Source organism: Paenibacillus elgii NBRC 100335 (assembly GCF_004000865.1).
GTDB lineage: Bacteria > Bacillota > Bacilli > Paenibacillales > NBRC-103111 > Paenibacillus_G > Paenibacillus_G elgii.
Map to the genome: position 1 here is coordinate 52,852 of NZ_BIMB01000035.1, position 16,527 is coordinate 69,378.

At 55.9% G+C, this 16,527-nt stretch carries 15 protein-coding genes and 1 pseudogene; 3 read left to right on the forward strand and 13 right to left on the reverse strand.

The features are described from left to right. Positions 1 to 48: 48 nt before the first annotated feature. The 3 genes from secF to PEL01S_RS35605 all read right to left on the reverse strand — a co-directional run bounded on the left by secF (position 49) and on the right by PEL01S_RS35605 (position 2,992). Positions 49 to 966, reverse strand: a complete 918-nt coding sequence (secF, locus tag PEL01S_RS22900) for a protein translocase subunit SecF (protein WP_127461956.1) — start codon at positions 964 to 966, stop codon at positions 49 to 51. Further along, positions 956 to 2,188: a protein translocase subunit SecD gene (gene secD, locus PEL01S_RS22905; RefSeq protein WP_082866851.1), complete on the reverse strand. Its 1,233-nt coding sequence runs from the start codon at positions 2,186 to 2,188 to the stop codon at positions 956 to 958. Before secD ends, secF begins: the two co-directional genes overlap by 11 nt. Before the next feature lie 111 nt (positions 2,189 to 2,299). After that, complete coding sequence (locus PEL01S_RS35605) at positions 2,300 to 2,992, reverse strand: post-transcriptional regulator (RefSeq protein WP_127461957.1); 693 nt, start codon at positions 2,990 to 2,992, stop codon at positions 2,300 to 2,302. Between the two features lie 182 nt (positions 2,993 to 3,174). On the opposite strand from PEL01S_RS35605, the gene spoVB reads away from it, so the two are divergent. Further along, the gene (gene spoVB, locus PEL01S_RS22915) at positions 3,175 to 4,740 is read left to right on the forward strand and encodes a stage V sporulation protein B (RefSeq protein ID WP_108532981.1); all 1,566 of its coding nucleotides are present in this window, start codon (positions 3,175 to 3,177) and stop codon (positions 4,738 to 4,740) included. A 13-nt stretch (positions 4,741 to 4,753) separates the two neighbouring features. On the opposite strand, the gene PEL01S_RS22920 is transcribed toward spoVB, so the two are convergent. Continuing rightward, the gene (locus tag PEL01S_RS22920; protein ID WP_127461958.1) at positions 4,754 to 5,428 is read right to left on the reverse strand and encodes a DUF421 domain-containing protein; all 675 of its coding nucleotides are present in this window, start codon (positions 5,426 to 5,428) and stop codon (positions 4,754 to 4,756) included. 176 nt (positions 5,429 to 5,604) lie between these two features. Here PEL01S_RS22920 and PEL01S_RS22925 point away from each other — a divergent pair, with 176 nt between their 5' ends. Further along, the gene (locus tag PEL01S_RS22925; RefSeq protein WP_223275682.1) at positions 5,605 to 5,967 is read left to right on the forward strand and encodes a TIGR04086 family membrane protein; all 363 of its coding nucleotides are present in this window, start codon (positions 5,605 to 5,607) and stop codon (positions 5,965 to 5,967) included. Positions 5,968 to 6,106: 139 nt separating this feature from the next. Here the strand turns inward: PEL01S_RS22925 and yajC are convergent, their stop codons facing one another. From yajC to PEL01S_RS22965, 8 genes are all read right to left on the reverse strand, one after another. Continuing rightward, a complete protein-coding gene (yajC, locus tag PEL01S_RS22930; protein WP_063178998.1) occupies positions 6,107 to 6,430 on the reverse strand; it encodes a preprotein translocase subunit YajC in 324 nt (107 codons plus the stop codon). Positions 6,431 to 6,525: 95 nt separating this feature from the next. Continuing rightward, the gene (gene tgt, locus PEL01S_RS22935) at positions 6,526 to 7,665 is read right to left on the reverse strand and encodes a tRNA guanosine(34) transglycosylase Tgt (RefSeq protein WP_108532993.1); all 1,140 of its coding nucleotides are present in this window, start codon (positions 7,663 to 7,665) and stop codon (positions 6,526 to 6,528) included. Between the two features lie 33 nt (positions 7,666 to 7,698). After that, the gene (gene queA / locus PEL01S_RS22940) at positions 7,699 to 8,760 is read right to left on the reverse strand and encodes a tRNA preQ1(34) S-adenosylmethionine ribosyltransferase-isomerase QueA (protein WP_127461959.1); all 1,062 of its coding nucleotides are present in this window, start codon (positions 8,758 to 8,760) and stop codon (positions 7,699 to 7,701) included. Positions 8,761 to 8,838: 78 nt separating this feature from the next. Then, on the reverse strand, positions 8,839 to 10,971 hold the full coding sequence (locus tag PEL01S_RS22945) for a SpoIID/LytB domain-containing protein (protein ID WP_239551338.1): 2,133 nt from the start codon (positions 10,969 to 10,971) through the stop codon (positions 8,839 to 8,841). A gap of 45 nt (positions 10,972 to 11,016) precedes the next feature. After that, positions 11,017 to 12,021, reverse strand: a complete 1,005-nt coding sequence (gene ruvB, locus PEL01S_RS22950; protein WP_010498666.1) for a Holliday junction branch migration DNA helicase RuvB — start codon at positions 12,019 to 12,021, stop codon at positions 11,017 to 11,019. Positions 12,022 to 12,092: 71 nt separating this feature from the next. Continuing rightward, entirely contained in the window at positions 12,093 to 12,734 is a 642-nt protein-coding gene (ruvA, locus tag PEL01S_RS22955) for a Holliday junction branch migration protein RuvA (RefSeq protein WP_127461960.1), read from the reverse strand. After that, on the reverse strand, positions 12,731 to 13,234 hold the full coding sequence (gene ruvC, locus PEL01S_RS22960; protein ID WP_036689929.1) for a crossover junction endodeoxyribonuclease RuvC: 504 nt from the start codon (positions 13,232 to 13,234) through the stop codon (positions 12,731 to 12,733). Before ruvC ends, ruvA begins: the two co-directional genes overlap by 4 nt. A 210-nt stretch (positions 13,235 to 13,444) precedes the next feature. Continuing rightward, positions 13,445 to 14,182, reverse strand: coding sequence for a BofC C-terminal domain-containing protein (locus PEL01S_RS22965; RefSeq protein WP_231884602.1), 738 nt, complete (start codon positions 14,180 to 14,182; stop codon positions 13,445 to 13,447). Positions 14,183 to 14,283: 101 nt separating this feature from the next. On the opposite strand from PEL01S_RS22965, the gene lepB reads away from it, so the two are divergent. Further along, the gene (gene lepB, locus PEL01S_RS22970) at positions 14,284 to 14,832 is read left to right on the forward strand and encodes a signal peptidase I (RefSeq protein ID WP_063179006.1); all 549 of its coding nucleotides are present in this window, start codon (positions 14,284 to 14,286) and stop codon (positions 14,830 to 14,832) included. Positions 14,833 to 14,885: 53 nt separating this feature from the next. On the opposite strand, the pseudogene PEL01S_RS22975 reads toward lepB, so the two are convergent. Then, positions 14,886 to 16,527: pseudogene (locus tag PEL01S_RS22975) on the reverse strand (hypothetical protein); the annotation flags it as partial.

A 16,527-nucleotide genomic window follows, 5' to 3' on the forward strand; every position in this document is an offset into this window, starting at 1 on the left:
TTCGCGCGGCCGGCCGCAGATGAACCATGGCTTCGGTAAAAGCGGTTCTTACGCTTTCGCTGCAGAGCTCTTTTTCGAGTCGATCGATTTGCTTTTCAGATCGTACCAGAGCGGGCCTGCAATAAAGATAGAAGAATAAGCGCCGCTAGTCAGACCGACGATCTTCGCAAGCGCGAAGAGCTGAATGGAAGGACTGCCGAGTATAAGCAAACAAACGGCGGCAATCAATACCGTAAGGACCGTATTGATATTTCTTGTCATCGTCTGCCAGATACTGTCGTTCAATAAGTTCGCCAAATCGTCCGGCGTCTTCAGCTTGGCAAAACGCAGATTTTCGCGGACCCGGTCAAAGACGACGATTTTATCGTTAATCGAATAACCGATCGTTGTGAGCACCGCTGCCATAAACGGCAGGTTCACTTCCAGGCGGAATATCGCGAACACGCTGATGACCAAAAAGGCGTCGTGCAGAATCGCAATAATTGAAGCAATCGCAAACCGCCACTCGAAGCGAATCGTGACATAGAGACAAATGGCCAAGCTGGCTACCCCGATCGCCATAAGCGCTTTATTGCGAAGCTCCAGCGCCATATCCGGCGTAACGGTATTGACTTCTTGCGATACGCCGTTGCCATAGTTTGCCTTGAATTTCTCCAGAACTTGCTTCTGGGTTGCTTCCGGCAAGATATCGTTAAATCTCATGGACAAGCGGTTGTTGTTGTCCCCGCCAAGGGTCATCACACCGGCTTCGACGCCGACGCTTTTGAGCAGTTCTTCGGCTTTGGCTTTATCCATCGCTTGTCCGGCCGATATGTCCATAGACGTACCTGCCCGGAATTCTACCCCATAGTTCAGACCGCTGACCGACAACACGACGGCGCCGATGATACAGATGAGAAGCGATATGATATAGAACGTTTTGCGATGTTTGACAAAATCAAAAAGTATTTTAGTTTTAGAGTTCACGGATTTCCGACTCCTTTACGCCAAAATAGACCGGCTTCTTGAACAAATTGCTTCGGATGAGCAGCAAGGTCAAAAACCGCGCAAAGAAGACGTTCGTGATCACACTAAGCACGATGCTGAGCATCGTCGTAAGCGCAAATCCGCGGATGGCTCCGTTCCCGATGTAAAACAAGACAAAGCCGGAAATGATGTTCGTAATATTGGCATCCATAATCGTTCTGAACGAATGCTTCGAGCCCGCCTTCATCGAGGAAAGGATGCTCTTGCCGCTGCGGATTTCTTCTTTGATCCGTTCCGCGGTAATGATGTTCGCATCGACCGCCATCCCGATCCCGAGAATAAATGCTGCGATCCCCGGCAGAGTCAGCGTCGCATGAATCCAGTCGAATACGATGAGCAGCAGCCAGGAGTAGGTGATGATCGATATCGAGGCGACGAGACCCGGTATACGGTAAAAGATCAGCATGAATAGCAGGATCAGCACGGAACCGACAAGGCCGGCTTTCACCGTTTCCTGCAGGGACAATTGGCCAAGCGTAGCGCCTACGCTCTGGGTATATTTCTCGGTAAGCTTCAATGGAAGCGCGCCGAGGTTGATCGTGTCTTTCAGCTTGTTGGCTTCGTCATACGTATAATTGCCTGAGATCGTCGCTTTGCCGTCGGTCAGCACCTGCTGTACGACCGGCGCGGACAGCTGGGTCTCGTCCAAATAAATGCCGAGCGGTTTACCGAGCAGCTTCTCCGTGACCTTGCGGAATTTCTCCTTATCCTTGACTTCGATCGAAATCATAGGACGGTTCTGCTGGTCAAAACCGACTTTGGCAGCGCCCTCTACGAAGTCGCTCCCCAGCATTTCCTTCGTGCCATCCGGCCCGCGGAACGTGAGCTGTGCAGGCTCTTTGATGATCTTTCTTACTTCCTCTTCATTCGACACCCCGGCCAGCTTCACGCGGATTCGGTCGCTTCCCTCGGTTGTTACTTCCGGCTCTGCAATCCCGAGGCTATCAGCCCGTTTCTCCAGACTGATTGCGGTTTGCTTGAGCGATTCGGGAGTAACCGGCTTCCCGGGCTCAATCGGCTCCACAACGTACAAAATCTCAAAGCCGCCTTTCAAATCAAGCCCCAGCTTCACTTGCTTGACAAGCTGCGGACTCGTCACTCCGATCGCGGCAAAGACGATCAGCACGATAGCGAAAAAAGCGACGATTCTTTTGATGTCCATAAAAGTCTCCTTCCATACTCAATATTCCTATTATACCTACGTGCGAAAAACGAGTCAATTTGCCTCTTTTTTCCTTTCCATAAAGACGCGCGCAAAAAAGAAGCCCGCTCGCTAGCGATGGGCATCCTTATATATGCTCATGGTCATCCAGTTCATGAACTGCGTCGCCTTCAAAGATAAAATATCGTTGACGATCCGGTGCAGCGGAGGAACGCCGGTCTTATGGTATTTGTCGCTGACGCACTCCCATATCTCCTCTCCTGTCACCTGCTCGTAACCGATCATGCGGAACTCTTCGGCTTTACTCCGGCAAATTTCCTCGATGACCCGGCTGAGCTCCTCGTCGTTCATAGGCTCATCCTCCGGTTCGGGGTCCGGCTCCGATTCCATGTGCTTCATCCAAAGCTCCGGCAGATTGCCCGCTTCGGGTTCGCACTCCTCAACTTGTTCCTGAGCCGGGACTGGACCGATCTCCTGCTGAGGCTCGCCTGGTTTCGGATCGGCCGCTCCTTCTTCCTCAAGCAAATGCGAGTCCGGAATCCGCTCTTCCGCCAGCTCGCCGGCCTCCCTCTCCGAGTAAAAAAGTTCCATATAAGGGATCGACTCCGTAAGCGGCTTTTCGGCTGCAGCTTCCCCTGTCCCGTCTTCTTCCGGATTCCGGGACTCCGAGTTACCCATATTCTCGTTCCCGGCTTCCGGCCCCGTTTCCGTGGTGGAGGCGGCGGCGTCTTGCTCCAATCCCGCTTCTATGGAATCCTGACCCTTGCCGTCGCTGCGATCCTGTTTCCAACTGTCGTTTTCCATCTTGCAACCCTCCCGCGTGCGCAGCCTCGTTATTGTACCTATTCGCTGTACCCGAGCGTTTTCCTGCCGTTTGTGCCTGCGGCGCGATCTAAAAATTGTTGCATGCTCTTGGACAGGTTGTGCATATCCATTAATAACGAACGGGAATACAAGCCCATCCAGAAAGAAAGAAGGTCGGTCCCTTGACAAAACAATCGTTTATCCAAGGAACGCTCATCCTCCTTGCAGCAGGCATTGTCAACCGCATCCTCGGCTTCATTCCCCGGATTACGCTTCCGCGGGTAATCGGTCCGGAAGGAATCGGCCTTTATCAAATGGGGTGGCCGTTTCTCATCGTCATTCTTACGATCGTCACCGGAGGCATCCCGGTCGCGGTAGCCAAATTGATCGCTGCCGCTGAGGCCGAAGGCAACGAAGTCAGAGTCCGGACGATCTTTCGGGTAGCGCTTGCTCTGGCGACCGTCATCAGCTTTATCTTCACCGCCGTCATCGTCCTCGGCGCCCGCTGGATTACCGACCATCTGTTCACGGACTCTCGGGTATACTACACGTTCCTGTGTATGACGCCAATCATCCCGCTCGTCGGTATATCAGCCGTATTCCGCGGGTATTTTCAAGGACGGCAGGACATGATTCCGACGGCGCTGTCCCAAGTGGTCGAAACGCTCGTGCGCATCGTTACCGTGCTCGCCTTTGCCTTCATGCTGCTGCCTTACGGCATCGAATTCGCTGCCGCGGGAGCGATGATCGGCGTCATGGTCGGCGAGTTGAGCGCCCTGCTCGTTCTGGTGCTGCTATACCGGCGTAACCGGTCGCAGCGGCTGGCGCCTCGCCGGACAACGACCGGAGCTCGACGGTCGTTCAACCGCTTCGAGAGCTTGAAAAATCTTCTTCAATTGGCCGTGCCCGTCACCGGAAGCAAGCTGGTCGGCTCCGGCTCGTATTTTCTCGAATCGATTCTGATTATTCAGAGCCTCGCTGTCGCAGGCGTGGCAACCGGTGTAGCGACGGCGCAGTACGGAGCATTGCAAGGCATGATTATTCCTGTGCTGATGCTGCCTAGCGCCCTTACCTTTTCCCTCGCGGTCTCGCTTATCCCGTCCTTGTCCGAGGCGGCGGCCAAGAATGACATGAAAACCATCCATATGCGGCTGCACCAATCGCTGAAGCTCGCCTTGGTGACTGGCGCCCCCTTTGCCGTACTGATGTACGTGCTGGCCGAGCCGATTTGCCAGTACATGTACGGACAGCCCGGAGTCGGGGCGATGCTTCGGATGATGGCGCCTGCGGCGCTTTTCATTTATTTTCAGGCGCCGCTGCAATCGACCCTCCAAGCGCTCGAAAGACCCGGAAGCGCACTGATCAATACGCTCGTCGGGTCCGTCGTTAAGTTGACGCTGATTTATATCTTGGCCAGCCGGCCGGAATTCGGCATCTTGGGGGCGGTTGTCGCCATCAGCGTGAATATTATGCTCGTTACCTTGCTGCACTGGAACAGCGTCGTGCGCCTGCTTCAGTTTCGCATGCAGGCCGGAGATTTTCTGAAAGTCGGAATAAGTATGGCCGTCGCCGGCTTTGCCAGCTATGTCGTGATGTATACCCATTGGATCGCTAGCGGCTTTACGCGTTTTTCCTTCTCCTGCCTGACGGGAGTTATCGTTTATCTGCTGATCGCCATGCTGCTTAAGCTCATTAACCGCGACGACGTTTTCCGAATTTTATGGCTTGGCAAACGGATTGTGAAATAACGGAGGCGCCAGCTCATCTTTTTTTGTCGATAAACCAGCGGCCCCGATGATCGATGGAACAAAAAAATACGTCCTTGAAATCTTTGACTCCCTTATCCTGAAGTTGGCTCTTGAGCCAAAACCGGGTTTGGCCGAGCTTGGCCAAGCTTTCGTCCTGTACTTTACCGTCCATAATCAGCGGCAAAGGAAGTCCCTCGTAGCGAAACGACGGCGGCTTTTCCCCGGACGGTTCCGTCTCTTGTTTTTTCTCTACCACGGTCAGCTTACCTGACGATTCGAGAAGGGCAAATTCCACATCCGCGAGGTTCGTCACTTTATTTTCTCTCAATTGCAGCAGCAGATCGTCCAAATTGTATAGCTGACGCTTCATTTCCTTCCGATTCAGCTTGCCGTTCTGAATAATGGGAGAAGGCTTGCCTTCAAACAAACGGCGCAGCTTTTCGTTTTTCAACGAAACAAAAGCAATGGTCAACTGAACCACGACCAGCGTTGCCATGGGAAGGATTCCGTCGAGCAAGGGCTTCTTGATATCTTCCAGCACGAACACGGCAATTTCCGCGATCATGATGGAAATGACGAGGTCAAAAACCGACAGCTTGCCGATCTCCCTTTTTCCCATAATGCGCAGGGTAAAAAAAACGATCGCATAGATCAGAATGGTGCGAAAAAAAAGCGTCAGTAGATCCATGGACTCGGCCTCCCCGATTGCAGTTCAATGCCTATTGTAGCCTCGGGGAACGATTGTCATGCGGGTGAATTGCTGGTAACAAATCGATGCTTCCGCAGCCCATAAAGCTGTACTATTTCGGTGTACATGCCCATACAATGGAAAATAAAACGGCTTGGAACAGGAGGTCAAGAGGGATGATGAAAAATTCGCCCTTATTTGCCGGCTTAGTGTATGCCGTGGCGTTCATGCTGGCCGGAACGCTGCTCGCTTCGCTTGTACTGCTGGGAACGAATATTCCTGAGAAATCGTGGCTGAGCGCGACGTTGTTTATTCACGGAATCGCCATGCTGGTGGGGGGCGCGGTATCGGGCAAACGCAGCGGCGGTAAAGGCTGGTACCACGGGGGATTGCTGGGGGCCATGTATACCGTGGTCGTATGGATGATCGGATTTTTGGCGTACGATGCAGGTTTTTCCAAGGAGATGCTGGGGCTGGCGGTGGTAGCTTTGCTGGCCGGAGCGCTGGGTGGGATGATCGGCATCAATTTGAAGAAATGAACCGGACCGCCGGTCCGAACGACCGCGACTCCCTCCGTCCGGGACAGAAACAAAAAAGCGAGATCTCTTGAGCCCGCCGGAATCCGGACGGAACGAGACCTCGCTTGTTTGCATGCGCAGCGAAGCGCAATGGGTCGAACTATTTACTTTCGGAAGCCGCCGCGGAAGTTGTAACCGTATTAATGGCCGAACGCTCGAAGGTCAGCTTCGTGACGTCGTTCACACGCAGGACGATCGTATCGTCCGTAATCTCCAGGATTGTGCCGTGAAGGCCCCCGATCGTAACGACCTTATCCCCTTTTTTCAAGTTGCTCAGCATCATGTTGCGAGTCTTTTGACGTTTTTGCTGAGGGCGGATAAGTAAGAAATAAAGAACGACGAACATCAGGACGAGCGGGCCGTAAGTCACGAGATATCCCTCGATCCCCGGAGCCGCCGCCGTTTCATTTGCCGCTAACCACATTGTCTGATTCCCCCCTTTCTACAAACTTTCTCTATGTATACCAAATGGTAAGTCCGGTGAATCCGAAGCGGCTGCGCTCCAGATTCATCGGGCTTTTAGAACCCTTTGCTGTTCTCATCGATGCCGTATTTCGCGAAAAATTCGTCACGGAAATCAAGCAGCCGGTCTTCTCTAATCGCTTGACGCACCCCGCGCATCAGCTCCAACAGGAAATGAAGATTATGATATGTCGTCAGCCGGATGCCGAACGTTTCGTCGGCTTTGATCAGATGACGGATGTAAGCCCGCGAGTAGTTACGGCACGTATAGCAGGAGCACTCCGGATCGAGCGGACCGAAATCTTCGGCAAACTTTGCATTGCGGACAACCAATCGGCCTTCGCTCGTCATGACGGTGCCGTTGCGGGCAATCCGCGTCGGCAGCACGCAGTCGAACATGTCAATGCCGCGGATCGATCCTTCCACCAAAGCGTCGGGTGACCCTACGCCCATCAGATAGCGCGGTTTATGGGTAGGCAGATAAGGAACGGTGTAGTCGAGCACCTCGTACATCAAATGCTTCGGCTCGCCTACGCTGAGTCCCCCAATAGCATACCCCGGGAAATCCATGGAAGTCAACTCAAGCGCGCTCTGCTTGCGTAAATCTTCGTACATGCCGCCCTGGACGATCGCGAATAACGCCTGTTCGTTCGGTCGGGCATGGGCTTTCAGACACCGTTCTGCCCAGCGGGTCGTCCGTTCGAGCGATTGCTTGGCGTAGCTGTGCTCCGCCGGGTAAGGCGGGCATTCGTCGAAGGCCATCATAATATCCGAGCCGAGTGCATTTTGAATCTCGATCGATTTCTCGGGCGAAATAAACAGCTTGTCCCCGTTCAAATGGGAGCGGAATTGTACGCCTTCCTCACTGATTTTGCGCATCTCGCTCAAGCTGAATACTTGAAAGCCCCCACTGTCCGTCAGAATTGGACGGTCCCAGTTCATGAAGCGGTGCAATCCTCCCGCTTTCTTCACAATCTCATGGCCGGGACGCAGGAATAAATGATACGTGTTGCTCAAAATGATATGCGCATCCATCTGCTTCAGCTCTTCGGGGCTCATCGTCTTCACGGTAGCCTGGGTGCCGACCGGCATAAAAGCGGGCGTTTCGATTACCCCGTGAGGCGTATGCACCCGGCCCAGCCTCGCGCCGGATTGCTTGCAGGTCTTGATATGCTCATAGGTAACGGCCAATCCAATCACTTCTTTCTCTTCCGGTCAATTTTTCCTTATTTAATGAATGAACATCGCGTCGCCGAAGCTGAAAAAGCGGTACTCTCGCTCAACGGCTTCGCGGTATGCGGCGAGTACGCTCTCCCGCCCGGCAAGCGCGCTGATCAGCATAAGCAGTGTCGATTTAGGCAGATGGAAGTTGGTTAGCAGCGCATCGACGATGCGGAACCGGTAGCCCGGATAAATGAAAATTCCGGTCCAGCCGCTTCCCGCTTGCAGCATGCCGTACTCATCCGCCGCCGTTTCCAGCGTCCGGGCCGAAGTCGTCCCTACCGCGACCACCCGTCCGCCCTTTCGTTTCGCGGCATTTACCAGCTCGGCGGTTTCTGCGGATACCTCATAATACTCCTCGTGCATCTCATGCTGTTCGACGCTCTCGACCCCGACGGGACGGAACGTTCCCAGTCCGACATGAAGCGTAACATACGCTAATTGTATCCCTTTTTGTTCCAGCCGATTCAAATATTCCTGGGTGAAATGAAGCCCTGCCGTAGGCGCCGCAGCGGAGCCTTCATGTTTCGCATACACCGTCTGGTACCGCTCGCGCTCCGGAAGCTGCTCCTTAATATAAGGCGGCAGCGGCATATGTCCCAAGCGGTCGAGCAGCTCGTTAAAAATGCCTTCGTAGCTGAAGCGCAGCACTCGGCTGCCCATCTCGCCTTCGGATTCGACGGTAGCGACGAGCAGCGGCGGCTCCGTATCTCCACCCGCTTCTGTTGGAGCACCGCCTCCGAAATGCAGCACGGTCCCGGTCTTCAGCCGCTTTGCCGGACGGACGAGCGCTTCCCAGCGATCCCCTTCGAGCTGCTTGAGCAGCAGCACTTCGGCTTTGGCGCCTGTGTCCGCCTTCACTCCGAACAGCCTGGCCGGAATGACCCGCGTATCGTTAAGCACAAGCACGTCTCCCGCCTCAAGATACCGTTCCAATTGTTCAAATGTATGGTGACCGATTTCCCCCGTCTGTTTATCCAGCGTGAGCAGCCGAGAGGCCGTCCGATCCGGAAGCGGCGTCTGCGCAATGAGTGATTCGGGTAAATGGTAGTCGAACAAGTCCACTTGCATGATACGTTTCATCCTTCTGTAGGTTTCATATTTAAATCAACTTTTTTATGCTGCGAACGGCCGTCGTTCCTCAGGGCCTCAAGGAGCGGCTTTCTGAATCGAAACGCCCGTGTAATACGTCAGCAAAATTTTCTGGTAATCGTAACCGAGCTCGGCATAGCTTTTGGCGCCCCACTGAGACATCCCCAGCCCATGACCGTAGCCGGTGCCTTTGAAAATAAACTGCGGGTCCCGGGTAGCCAGCCGCACTTTGCCTTGTGCATCCATCACAAACAGCTGATCGTCGGTTTGTTTTCCCTTTCCGCCGCTGCCTGCGACAACGACGGGCTGAGAGGCCGAGGTCTGGCTTCGCGTCGCCCCCCCTGCTCCCAATATAGTATAGCGTCCCGTTTCTTCAATATCAAACCGGGTACTGGGCAGGCCGCCGAGCATCGTGCGGAGCGAATCCGGATAAGCGGCTTTAAGCGGCTGCCCGTTCGCCGTTACTTCTATCGCGCGGCCGGACGCTCCTCTTTTCGACACTTCAAGCCGGTTTAACGCCCCGCCGGTATAAGACGCGCCAAGCTTTTCCTTTACCTTGGTCGCATCGTAAGGACCGCGAATCCAGGAATAAGCGTTCGATTCGACCTCTTGGCCGATAACGACGAAGTGGTCTCCGATGTCGACCTTGAATGCCCCCGGGTTGGTTGCATTGTCGACGTAGGGTGCCGGCCGGACGCTCACGCCGGTTGCCGTCGACTCGTAATAAGGCAAGCCGGCCGGATTTTTTTGCCCCGTTGCCCTTGCATAGTCAGAATGAATGTAGCCGGTGTTGCCATTCGGCAGAACGATCCGGTACCATACCTTCTTGCCTGCCTGAGCGCCTTCGTCCGGGGATTTTTGACTCTGCAAATACGCCACTTCGTTGCCCCATACTTCGGTCGGAGCCGCCGTCATTCCCCCTGCATTGGAGTAATACAGCGGATTGATCAACCCGTTCTTATCTACGACCACTTCGCCTTGCGTCGCCTGCACCGCTTGCTGCGCGGCGGCGAACTCTCCCGCCACTCCTTTATACGCTTGATCCGTGGTCGTGTCGGTGACGTGGGCAATCTGGTATTTGATGCCCTGCTTAAGCGCAAATGTGCGCGCGGCGACAGCCTGCGCCTTCAACGCTTCCAAAGGCCATTCTTTACTCATCTCGGAGCCGAGGACCGACACGAGATACTGCTCAAAAGGCAGCTCGTTGACGACCGCCAGCTTGCCGTTGAACCGGGACAGCTCTATCCCCCCGCGGTAGGCGCGATCGAACCGCTCGCGAACGGTGACGCCGCCCTGCGCATCCGCCGCCGCCGCCCACAGCTTTGCTCCTCCGCTGAAGGCGAAGGCCGCTAGCGGTCCTCCGGCGCTCTCGCCGCCCATGTCAAGCTCGCTGCGCTTCAGCACATAGCTCTGCGCAGCGTCCACCGGCGTGAGCGCCACGGTCGGCAGCGCCGCCGCGATCTGCGCCTTCAGCGCCTGGAGCGCTGTGTTGTCCGCCGCTTCGCCGACGAACACGGCGTAGCCGGCTTCGGTCAACGCCACGTCGGCGTCGAAGCCCGCCTGCGACAGCGCAACCGCCTGCGCATTCGCATCCGCCTCGCCGGCGAAGCTGCCCGCGCTCCAGCGCAGCGGCCCGCTGACGGCCGCACCGGACTGACCAGCAGCGGCTGACGCTGCCGCTTCCTTCGTTGCGAACGGGCCAACATAGGCCCGATACGCCGACTGGCCGCGCTTCACGTGCTGTACCACACCTGCGGCGGCTCCTCCAGCCGCCAGCTTCTGCGCCTGCGAACGCGCGGCCGTAACGTCGCCCGTCTCCGGCAGCTGCGCGTAATAGCCGTCCGCATAGACGCGAACCGGCGTTTTTGCCGCCGCTTGATGAACCGGCTTCACCCCAGCTGCCCCACGCAAGCCGAGCTGCAGACCAGCGTCTGCCGACAGTGTAACTGCAGCGGCCGGACTAACATATTTGCCCGTATCGATAAATAAAGCGACACGAATATTGTCGAGCTTCGGCACCGACACCGCGGCGTAAGCAGCAGGCAGCACGCCACCTGCCTGTCCCGCTAAACCCATTGCTGCTGCAAGCAGCAGCACGGCCGGCATCTTCATTCCTGATCTTAAGCGACGCGCCGCCCGCCCTAGGGGAGCTTGTCCCATAGAGCCGGGCGGCCGTTTCGTTTTATGCATAAACCGCCGATTCCCCTCTCTTGGCGGAACCGCCGATGCTTCCGCTTAAGAGCGGCTTGGCATCGGCAGCCCGAGATGTTTGCACGCGCTCGGCGTTACCATTCGTCCCCGCGGCGTTCGCTGCAAAAATCCGATTTGCAGCAAATACGGCTCGTAGACGTCTTCAATGGTTTGACTTTCCTCTCCGATCGAAGCGGCAATCGTATCCAGCCCGACCGGACCGCCCTGAAAGCTCAAAATGATGGCCCGCAGCATCTTATGGTCGATCTCGTCGAGTCCGAGCGGATCGACTTGAATGCTCGACAGCGCGGCCTGCGTAATGTCGAGCGTAATGATGCCGTCGCCCTTCACCTGGGCAAAATCGCGCACCCGCTTGAGCAGCCGGTTCGCGATCCGCGGCGTCCCGCGCGAGCGCATCCCGATTTCCCGGGACGCTTCGCCTACGATCTGCACCTGCAGCAGATCGGCGGTGCGGCTGACGATATAAGACAGCTCGTCGACCGTGTAATATTCCAGCCTGCTGACGACACCGAACCGGTCGCGCAGCGGCGCTGAAAGCAGCCCGACGCGCGTCGTTGCGCCCACCAGCGTAAACGGTGGCAGGTCGAGCCTCACCGAACGGGCGCTCGGCCCTTTGCCGATGATGATATCGAGAGCGTAATCTTCCATCGCCGGATACAGCACCTCTTCTACCGTTCGGTGAAGCCGGTGAATTTCGTCGATGAAGAGCACGTCGTTTTCCTGCAGGTTGGTTAAGATGGCCGCCAGATCGCCTGGACGTTCGATCGCCGGTCCCGAGGTCGTCCGCAGATTGACGCCGAGCTCGTTGGCGATAATATTCGAAAGCGTCGTCTTGCCAAGGCCCGGCGGTCCGTACAGCAGCACGTGATCGAGCGCTTCCTTGCGCATTTTGGCCGCTTCGATATATATTTTTAAATTTTCCTTCGCCTGCGCTTGACCGATATATTCAGCCAAATACCGCGGACGCAGGCTGAACTCCATCCCTTGATCCTCCATCATCAGATGAGCCGAGATGATGCGGTCTTCCATGTTGTGCCTCTCCTTCCTGTCGGCTACCCGCCAAGGCGGACGCCGCCTGCCGCGTCAAGCTTCCACACGGCTTATTTCATCAGCGACTGCTGGAACAGTGCCTGCAGCGCAAGCTTCGTTACCGCATCGGCCGTCTCGTCGCCCTTCAGCTTCGGCTTGACGGTCTGTCCCGCCCGTTCCGCCTCGGCTTCGGTATAGCCCAGCGCAAGCAGCGCCGCCTTCGCCTCGCCCCAAGCGCCGCTTGCCGTCGGCCCTGCCGCGGCAATTTCCAGCAAGCCAAAGCCGGAACCGTCCGCCTCGACCGAAGTCCATGCGCCCAGCTTATCTTTCAGGTCGAGCACCATGCGCTGCGCCGTCTTTTTCCCGATGCCCGGCAGCTTGGTCAAGAACGAAAGATTTTCCTGACTGATGGCCGCCGCAATCACTTCGGGACGGCCTCCCGCCAGTACGCCGATGGCTACTTTCGGCCCGATGCCGTTCACATCGAGCAGCAGCCGGAACAACGACTGCTCTTCTCTGGACGAAAATCCGAACAGCAGGTGAGCGTCCTCCCGTACATGGTAATGAATGTACATCGTCACTTCCGCGCCGTCCTTACCCGCCCCAACCGCATACGGATTGGCGCAAAAAACGCGGTAGCCGACACCGCGTACGTCCAGCACCACATATTCCGTTTCGCGGTGCGCCACCGTCCCTCTTAAAAAGTCGATCATCGCTTATAAGCTCCGTTCAATTTTTGTTGTAATCCCGAAGAATGGGCATGGCATATGGCCACTGCCAACGCATCCGCCACGTCATCGGGCTTCGGCACGGCAGATAAATGCAGAAACATTTTAACCATTTCCTGCACCTGCTTCTTCTCCGCTTTCCCGTAGCCGACAATCGCCTGCTTTACCTGCAAAGGGGTATATTCGGCAATCGGCAGCCCTTGCTGGACCGCCGCCAGCATCAGTACGCCGCGGGCTTGCCCGACGGTCAGTGCTGTCGTGACGTTCCGGTTAAAGAACAGCTTTTCGATTGCGACCGCATCGGGCTTATATTTCTCGATAAGCTGCACTGTCGCTTCGTACACTTGTTTTAGCCGCAGGGCATCTTCCGTACCGGCTTGCGTCTGGATCGATCCGTATTGAACGGGAACCAGCTTATGACCTTGTTTATCGATAAACCCGAAGCCGACGATGGCGATCCCCGGGTCAATGCCTAAAATCCGCAAAACGCGCACTCCCCCATTCGCTTTCTCCTACTGCGGCTTTCGGGCCGCAAGAAGCGAACATATGTATTCACCTGCCATTATAGCAGATTATCCCTTCCATGAACACGGCAAAAAGTCCGCCCGGCCTCCCATGCCGCAGCAGACTTCGTCGCATTTCGTTATAGGACAGGGCTTGTCTGAACCGGTCCCATGGGCTTGAGCACCTCTCTTCTAAGGGGATGGCGCCACTTGCATCGCTTTCTCCGTTTCTTCTATCGCATAATCGCTCAGGGTCGAGAGCACGCTGTTATAATCGGCCAAATCCCTTATCCGAACCCCCTGATAAAGCTGTTTCACCGTCTCCCGGGGCAGGCTGCTTTCCAAATGCCGGATGTTCAGTTGAAAAAACGTTCGCAGCACGTTTTGTCCTCCCGACCCCGGCACCCCTTCAAACAAAGACAAGTTGCCCTTGGTGTCCAGTCCGAAATAAGCGTTGTTTTTGCACTGCGGGGACAAGTCTTCCACCTTCTCGATGAAATAAACCCGGTTTGCATTCCCAAGACTGACGGTCATCGACGGATGGGCTTTGTGATAGGCCAAAATGTCGGCAGCGTTCATGATGCCGATCCGCTGCAGCTCTTCACCGCAAACATACGATTTTTTTACAAAAGCATCCCTTTGCCCGCTCAAATCTTTTACCATTGCACGCACTTCTTCCTCCGGCTGCACATAGGTTTCGACGGCGCGGCTGAAGACGGACTGTTCCTGACCCTGCCGGCCGCTTTTATCATATAGCGAGCCGCGCAGCATCCACGCACCTGCAGCGAACAAGCCGGCTGCAAGCAAAACGACAGCCAGATTCAGCCAACGGCGTTTCAGACGCAGCTTTTTTTTCAATTGCTTCTTTAACTGATTCCAAAAGCCGAGCAACATCATGCCGATCCCCTTCTGTCCGTGGTGTTTTGACATACCTGAAGCCTTTTTACTATTTTTCCCATGGGGATCGACGTTTATACTTTTTCCATATATACTATGTTGCATACGAACAGCGGAAAGGAAGGCGGTTGTTTATGCATCCTCTAATCAAAGAAATTTGGGCGTGGGTTCGTTCCATTGCCGCCGCTTTCGCACTGACGCTTGTGATCGGCATCTTCGTGTTCCAACCGACCAATGTGCTGGGCCATTCGATGGACCCTACGCTGCACAACGAACAGCGCATTTATGTATCCAAGCTGTCGCATACGTTCCGCTATGCGCCGAAGTACGGAGATATCGTTATTATCGACAGCAGGGTGGAACGGGGGCGCACGCTCAAGGACGACGTGCTGGAACACCCGCTGTTGAAGTTCATTCGCGGGAGCGAGGACCCGAATATGTACGTCAAACGAGTCATCGGAAAGCCCGGGGACGTACTGGAGCTGAAAAACAATAAAGTATACCGTAACGGAGAGCCGCTGGAGGAACCGTACTTGAACGAGCCGATGCAGGTACTTGGCGAGCATAAGTGGACGGTCCCCGAAGGCCACATCTTCGTTATGGGAGATAATCGAAATCACAGCAAAGACAGCCGGGAAATCGGCTTTATTCCGCTGGACCACGTGTTAGGCATCAAGATGTGACGCGAACATAAAAAACAGCCGGAGGCTCAGGCTTCCGGCTGTTTTTTTTATATTTAGTTGCCGAGCCAAGGCACGGGTTTTCTCGGTTTCGCCGAGCGGGCCGACTGTCGGCGATTACGCTCAATCAAGCTGTTGAGTGCGGCACGTGCCGAGCTTTTCTTCTTTTTCCGTTTCGGGGGGGCGGCCGCTTTAAGTTCGGACTGGGTATCGGTTTGCGAAATGACCGCCTTTTCGGGTTCAGCGCTCTTTCCCGATTTCCCCTCGCCTTCCCTCCCCTTATCGTCTACCGGCGGCTGCCCCCAAGGATAGGGGCTTCCGTACGGAGACACCGCAGGGCTTACATAGCCCGGATACGACGGAAAGCCCGGGTATCCGTGGAACGGAACGACCGGCTCGCAGAACATAGGTCCCGGACCGGCAAACGGCATGAGCGGATATTCATCCGCCGGATAGCCATAGGGCTGGAACGGACCGGGGATATTCGGCTGCGGCAGAGGCGGCTCGAGCGAAATCGGCGCTGTTGGGGACCATTGAGGCATATAAGAAGCCTGCTCAGGCATCGGCGCAAAGGAAGGCGATTCCGGCGGCAACGCGTACGGCAAATCCGCCAGCCCTCCTCCGCAGCCGCAGCCGCTTTTAACGACCGGCGGTTGACCGGTAGATAAAGACGGGTATGCCTGAGGCGCTGCAGGGGCCGTAAAATATGGCATCGTCCCTGTGCCGGGCATTTCCGGAATCGGCGGAAGCTCCGGTTCCTTCCAAACGTTTTCTTTGCCTTTACCATAAGGCTGCGGCGGCTGCTGAGCCACCGCTTCGACAGCGGGAACATTGTATTGCTGGAACAAAGACTCGGAAGGCTGCGGCGGCTGGTATCCAAGCTGAAACGGTTGGTATCCGGGCTGCGGCTCAGCTACTTGATACGGATTTAGAGATGGTTCGCTCGGCTTGCCCTTCTGCGCCGCCTGGAATGGCTGGGGGGCCTCGTATGGCTGCGGCTTTTGCGCTGCGCTAAACGATTGTGGCATCGGCTCACTTGGCTTGCCCTTCTGTGCCGCCTGAAACGGCTGGGGGGCCTCGTACGGCTGCGGTTTTTGCGCTGCGCTAAACGACTGCGGCATCGGCTCGCTTGGCTTGCCCTTCTGTGCCGCCTGGAACAGCTGGGGGGCCTCGTACGGCTGCGGTTTTTGCGCTGCGCTAAACGACTGCGGCATCGGCTCGTTCGGCGTCGCTTGGAACGGCTGCGGTGATTGGAACGGCTGCGGTGATTGGAACGGCTGCGGTGATTGGAACGATTGTTGTTCCATTGAGGGCCAAGTTGGTATAGGAGCTATATTGGATGACAATTCCGCTTCTTGCTTGCCCTGAGCCTCAAATTTGCCCGGGGCGGGCTGCGGGATATTCGGCTGGACTGAATACGGCATTACGTTCGGCTCTGGCATATTCGGCTGCACCGAATACGGCATCACGTTCGGCTCCGGCTTATTCGGTTGGAACGAATACGGCATCACGTTCGGCTCTGGCATATTCGGCTGCACCGAATACGGCATCACGTTCGGCTCTGGCATATTCGGCTGCACCGAATACAGCATCACATTCGGCTCTGGCTTATTCGGCTGCACCGAATACGGCATCACATTCGGCTCCGGCTTATTCGGCTTCATTGAATACGGCATCACGTTCGGCTCCGGCTTATTC

Excerpts from the sequence above, each read along its gene's own strand:
- PEL01S_RS22925 (WP_223275682.1), top strand. The coding sequence starts at position 5,605 with ATGATGAAAAATTCGCCCTTATTTGCCGGCTTAGTGTATGCCGTGGCG.
- PEL01S_RS22945 (WP_239551338.1), bottom strand. The coding sequence starts at position 10,971 with ATGCATAAAACGAAACGGCCGCCCGGCTCTATGGGACAAGCTCCCCTA.
- queA (WP_127461959.1), bottom strand. The coding sequence starts at position 8,760 with ATGCAAGTGGACTTGTTCGACTACCATTTACCCGAATCACTCATTGCG.
- PEL01S_RS22965 (WP_231884602.1), bottom strand. The coding sequence starts at position 14,182 with ATGTCAAAACACCACGGACAGAAGGGGATCGGCATGATGTTGCTCGGC.
- yajC (WP_063178998.1), bottom strand. The coding sequence starts at position 6,430 with ATGTGGTTAGCGGCAAATGAAACGGCGGCGGCTCCGGGGATCGAGGGA.
- ruvA (WP_127461960.1), bottom strand. The coding sequence starts at position 12,734 with ATGATCGACTTTTTAAGAGGGACGGTGGCGCACCGCGAAACGGAATAT.
- ruvB (WP_010498666.1), bottom strand. The coding sequence starts at position 12,021 with ATGGAAGACCGCATCATCTCGGCTCATCTGATGATGGAGGATCAAGGG.
- secD (WP_082866851.1), bottom strand. The coding sequence starts at position 2,188 with ATGGACATCAAAAGAATCGTCGCTTTTTTCGCTATCGTGCTGATCGTC.
- lepB (WP_063179006.1), top strand. The coding sequence starts at position 14,284 with ATGCATCCTCTAATCAAAGAAATTTGGGCGTGGGTTCGTTCCATTGCC.
- PEL01S_RS22920 (WP_127461958.1), bottom strand. The coding sequence starts at position 5,428 with ATGGATCTACTGACGCTTTTTTTTCGCACCATTCTGATCTATGCGATC.
- PEL01S_RS35605 (WP_127461957.1), bottom strand. The coding sequence starts at position 2,992 with ATGGAAAACGACAGTTGGAAACAGGATCGCAGCGACGGCAAGGGTCAG.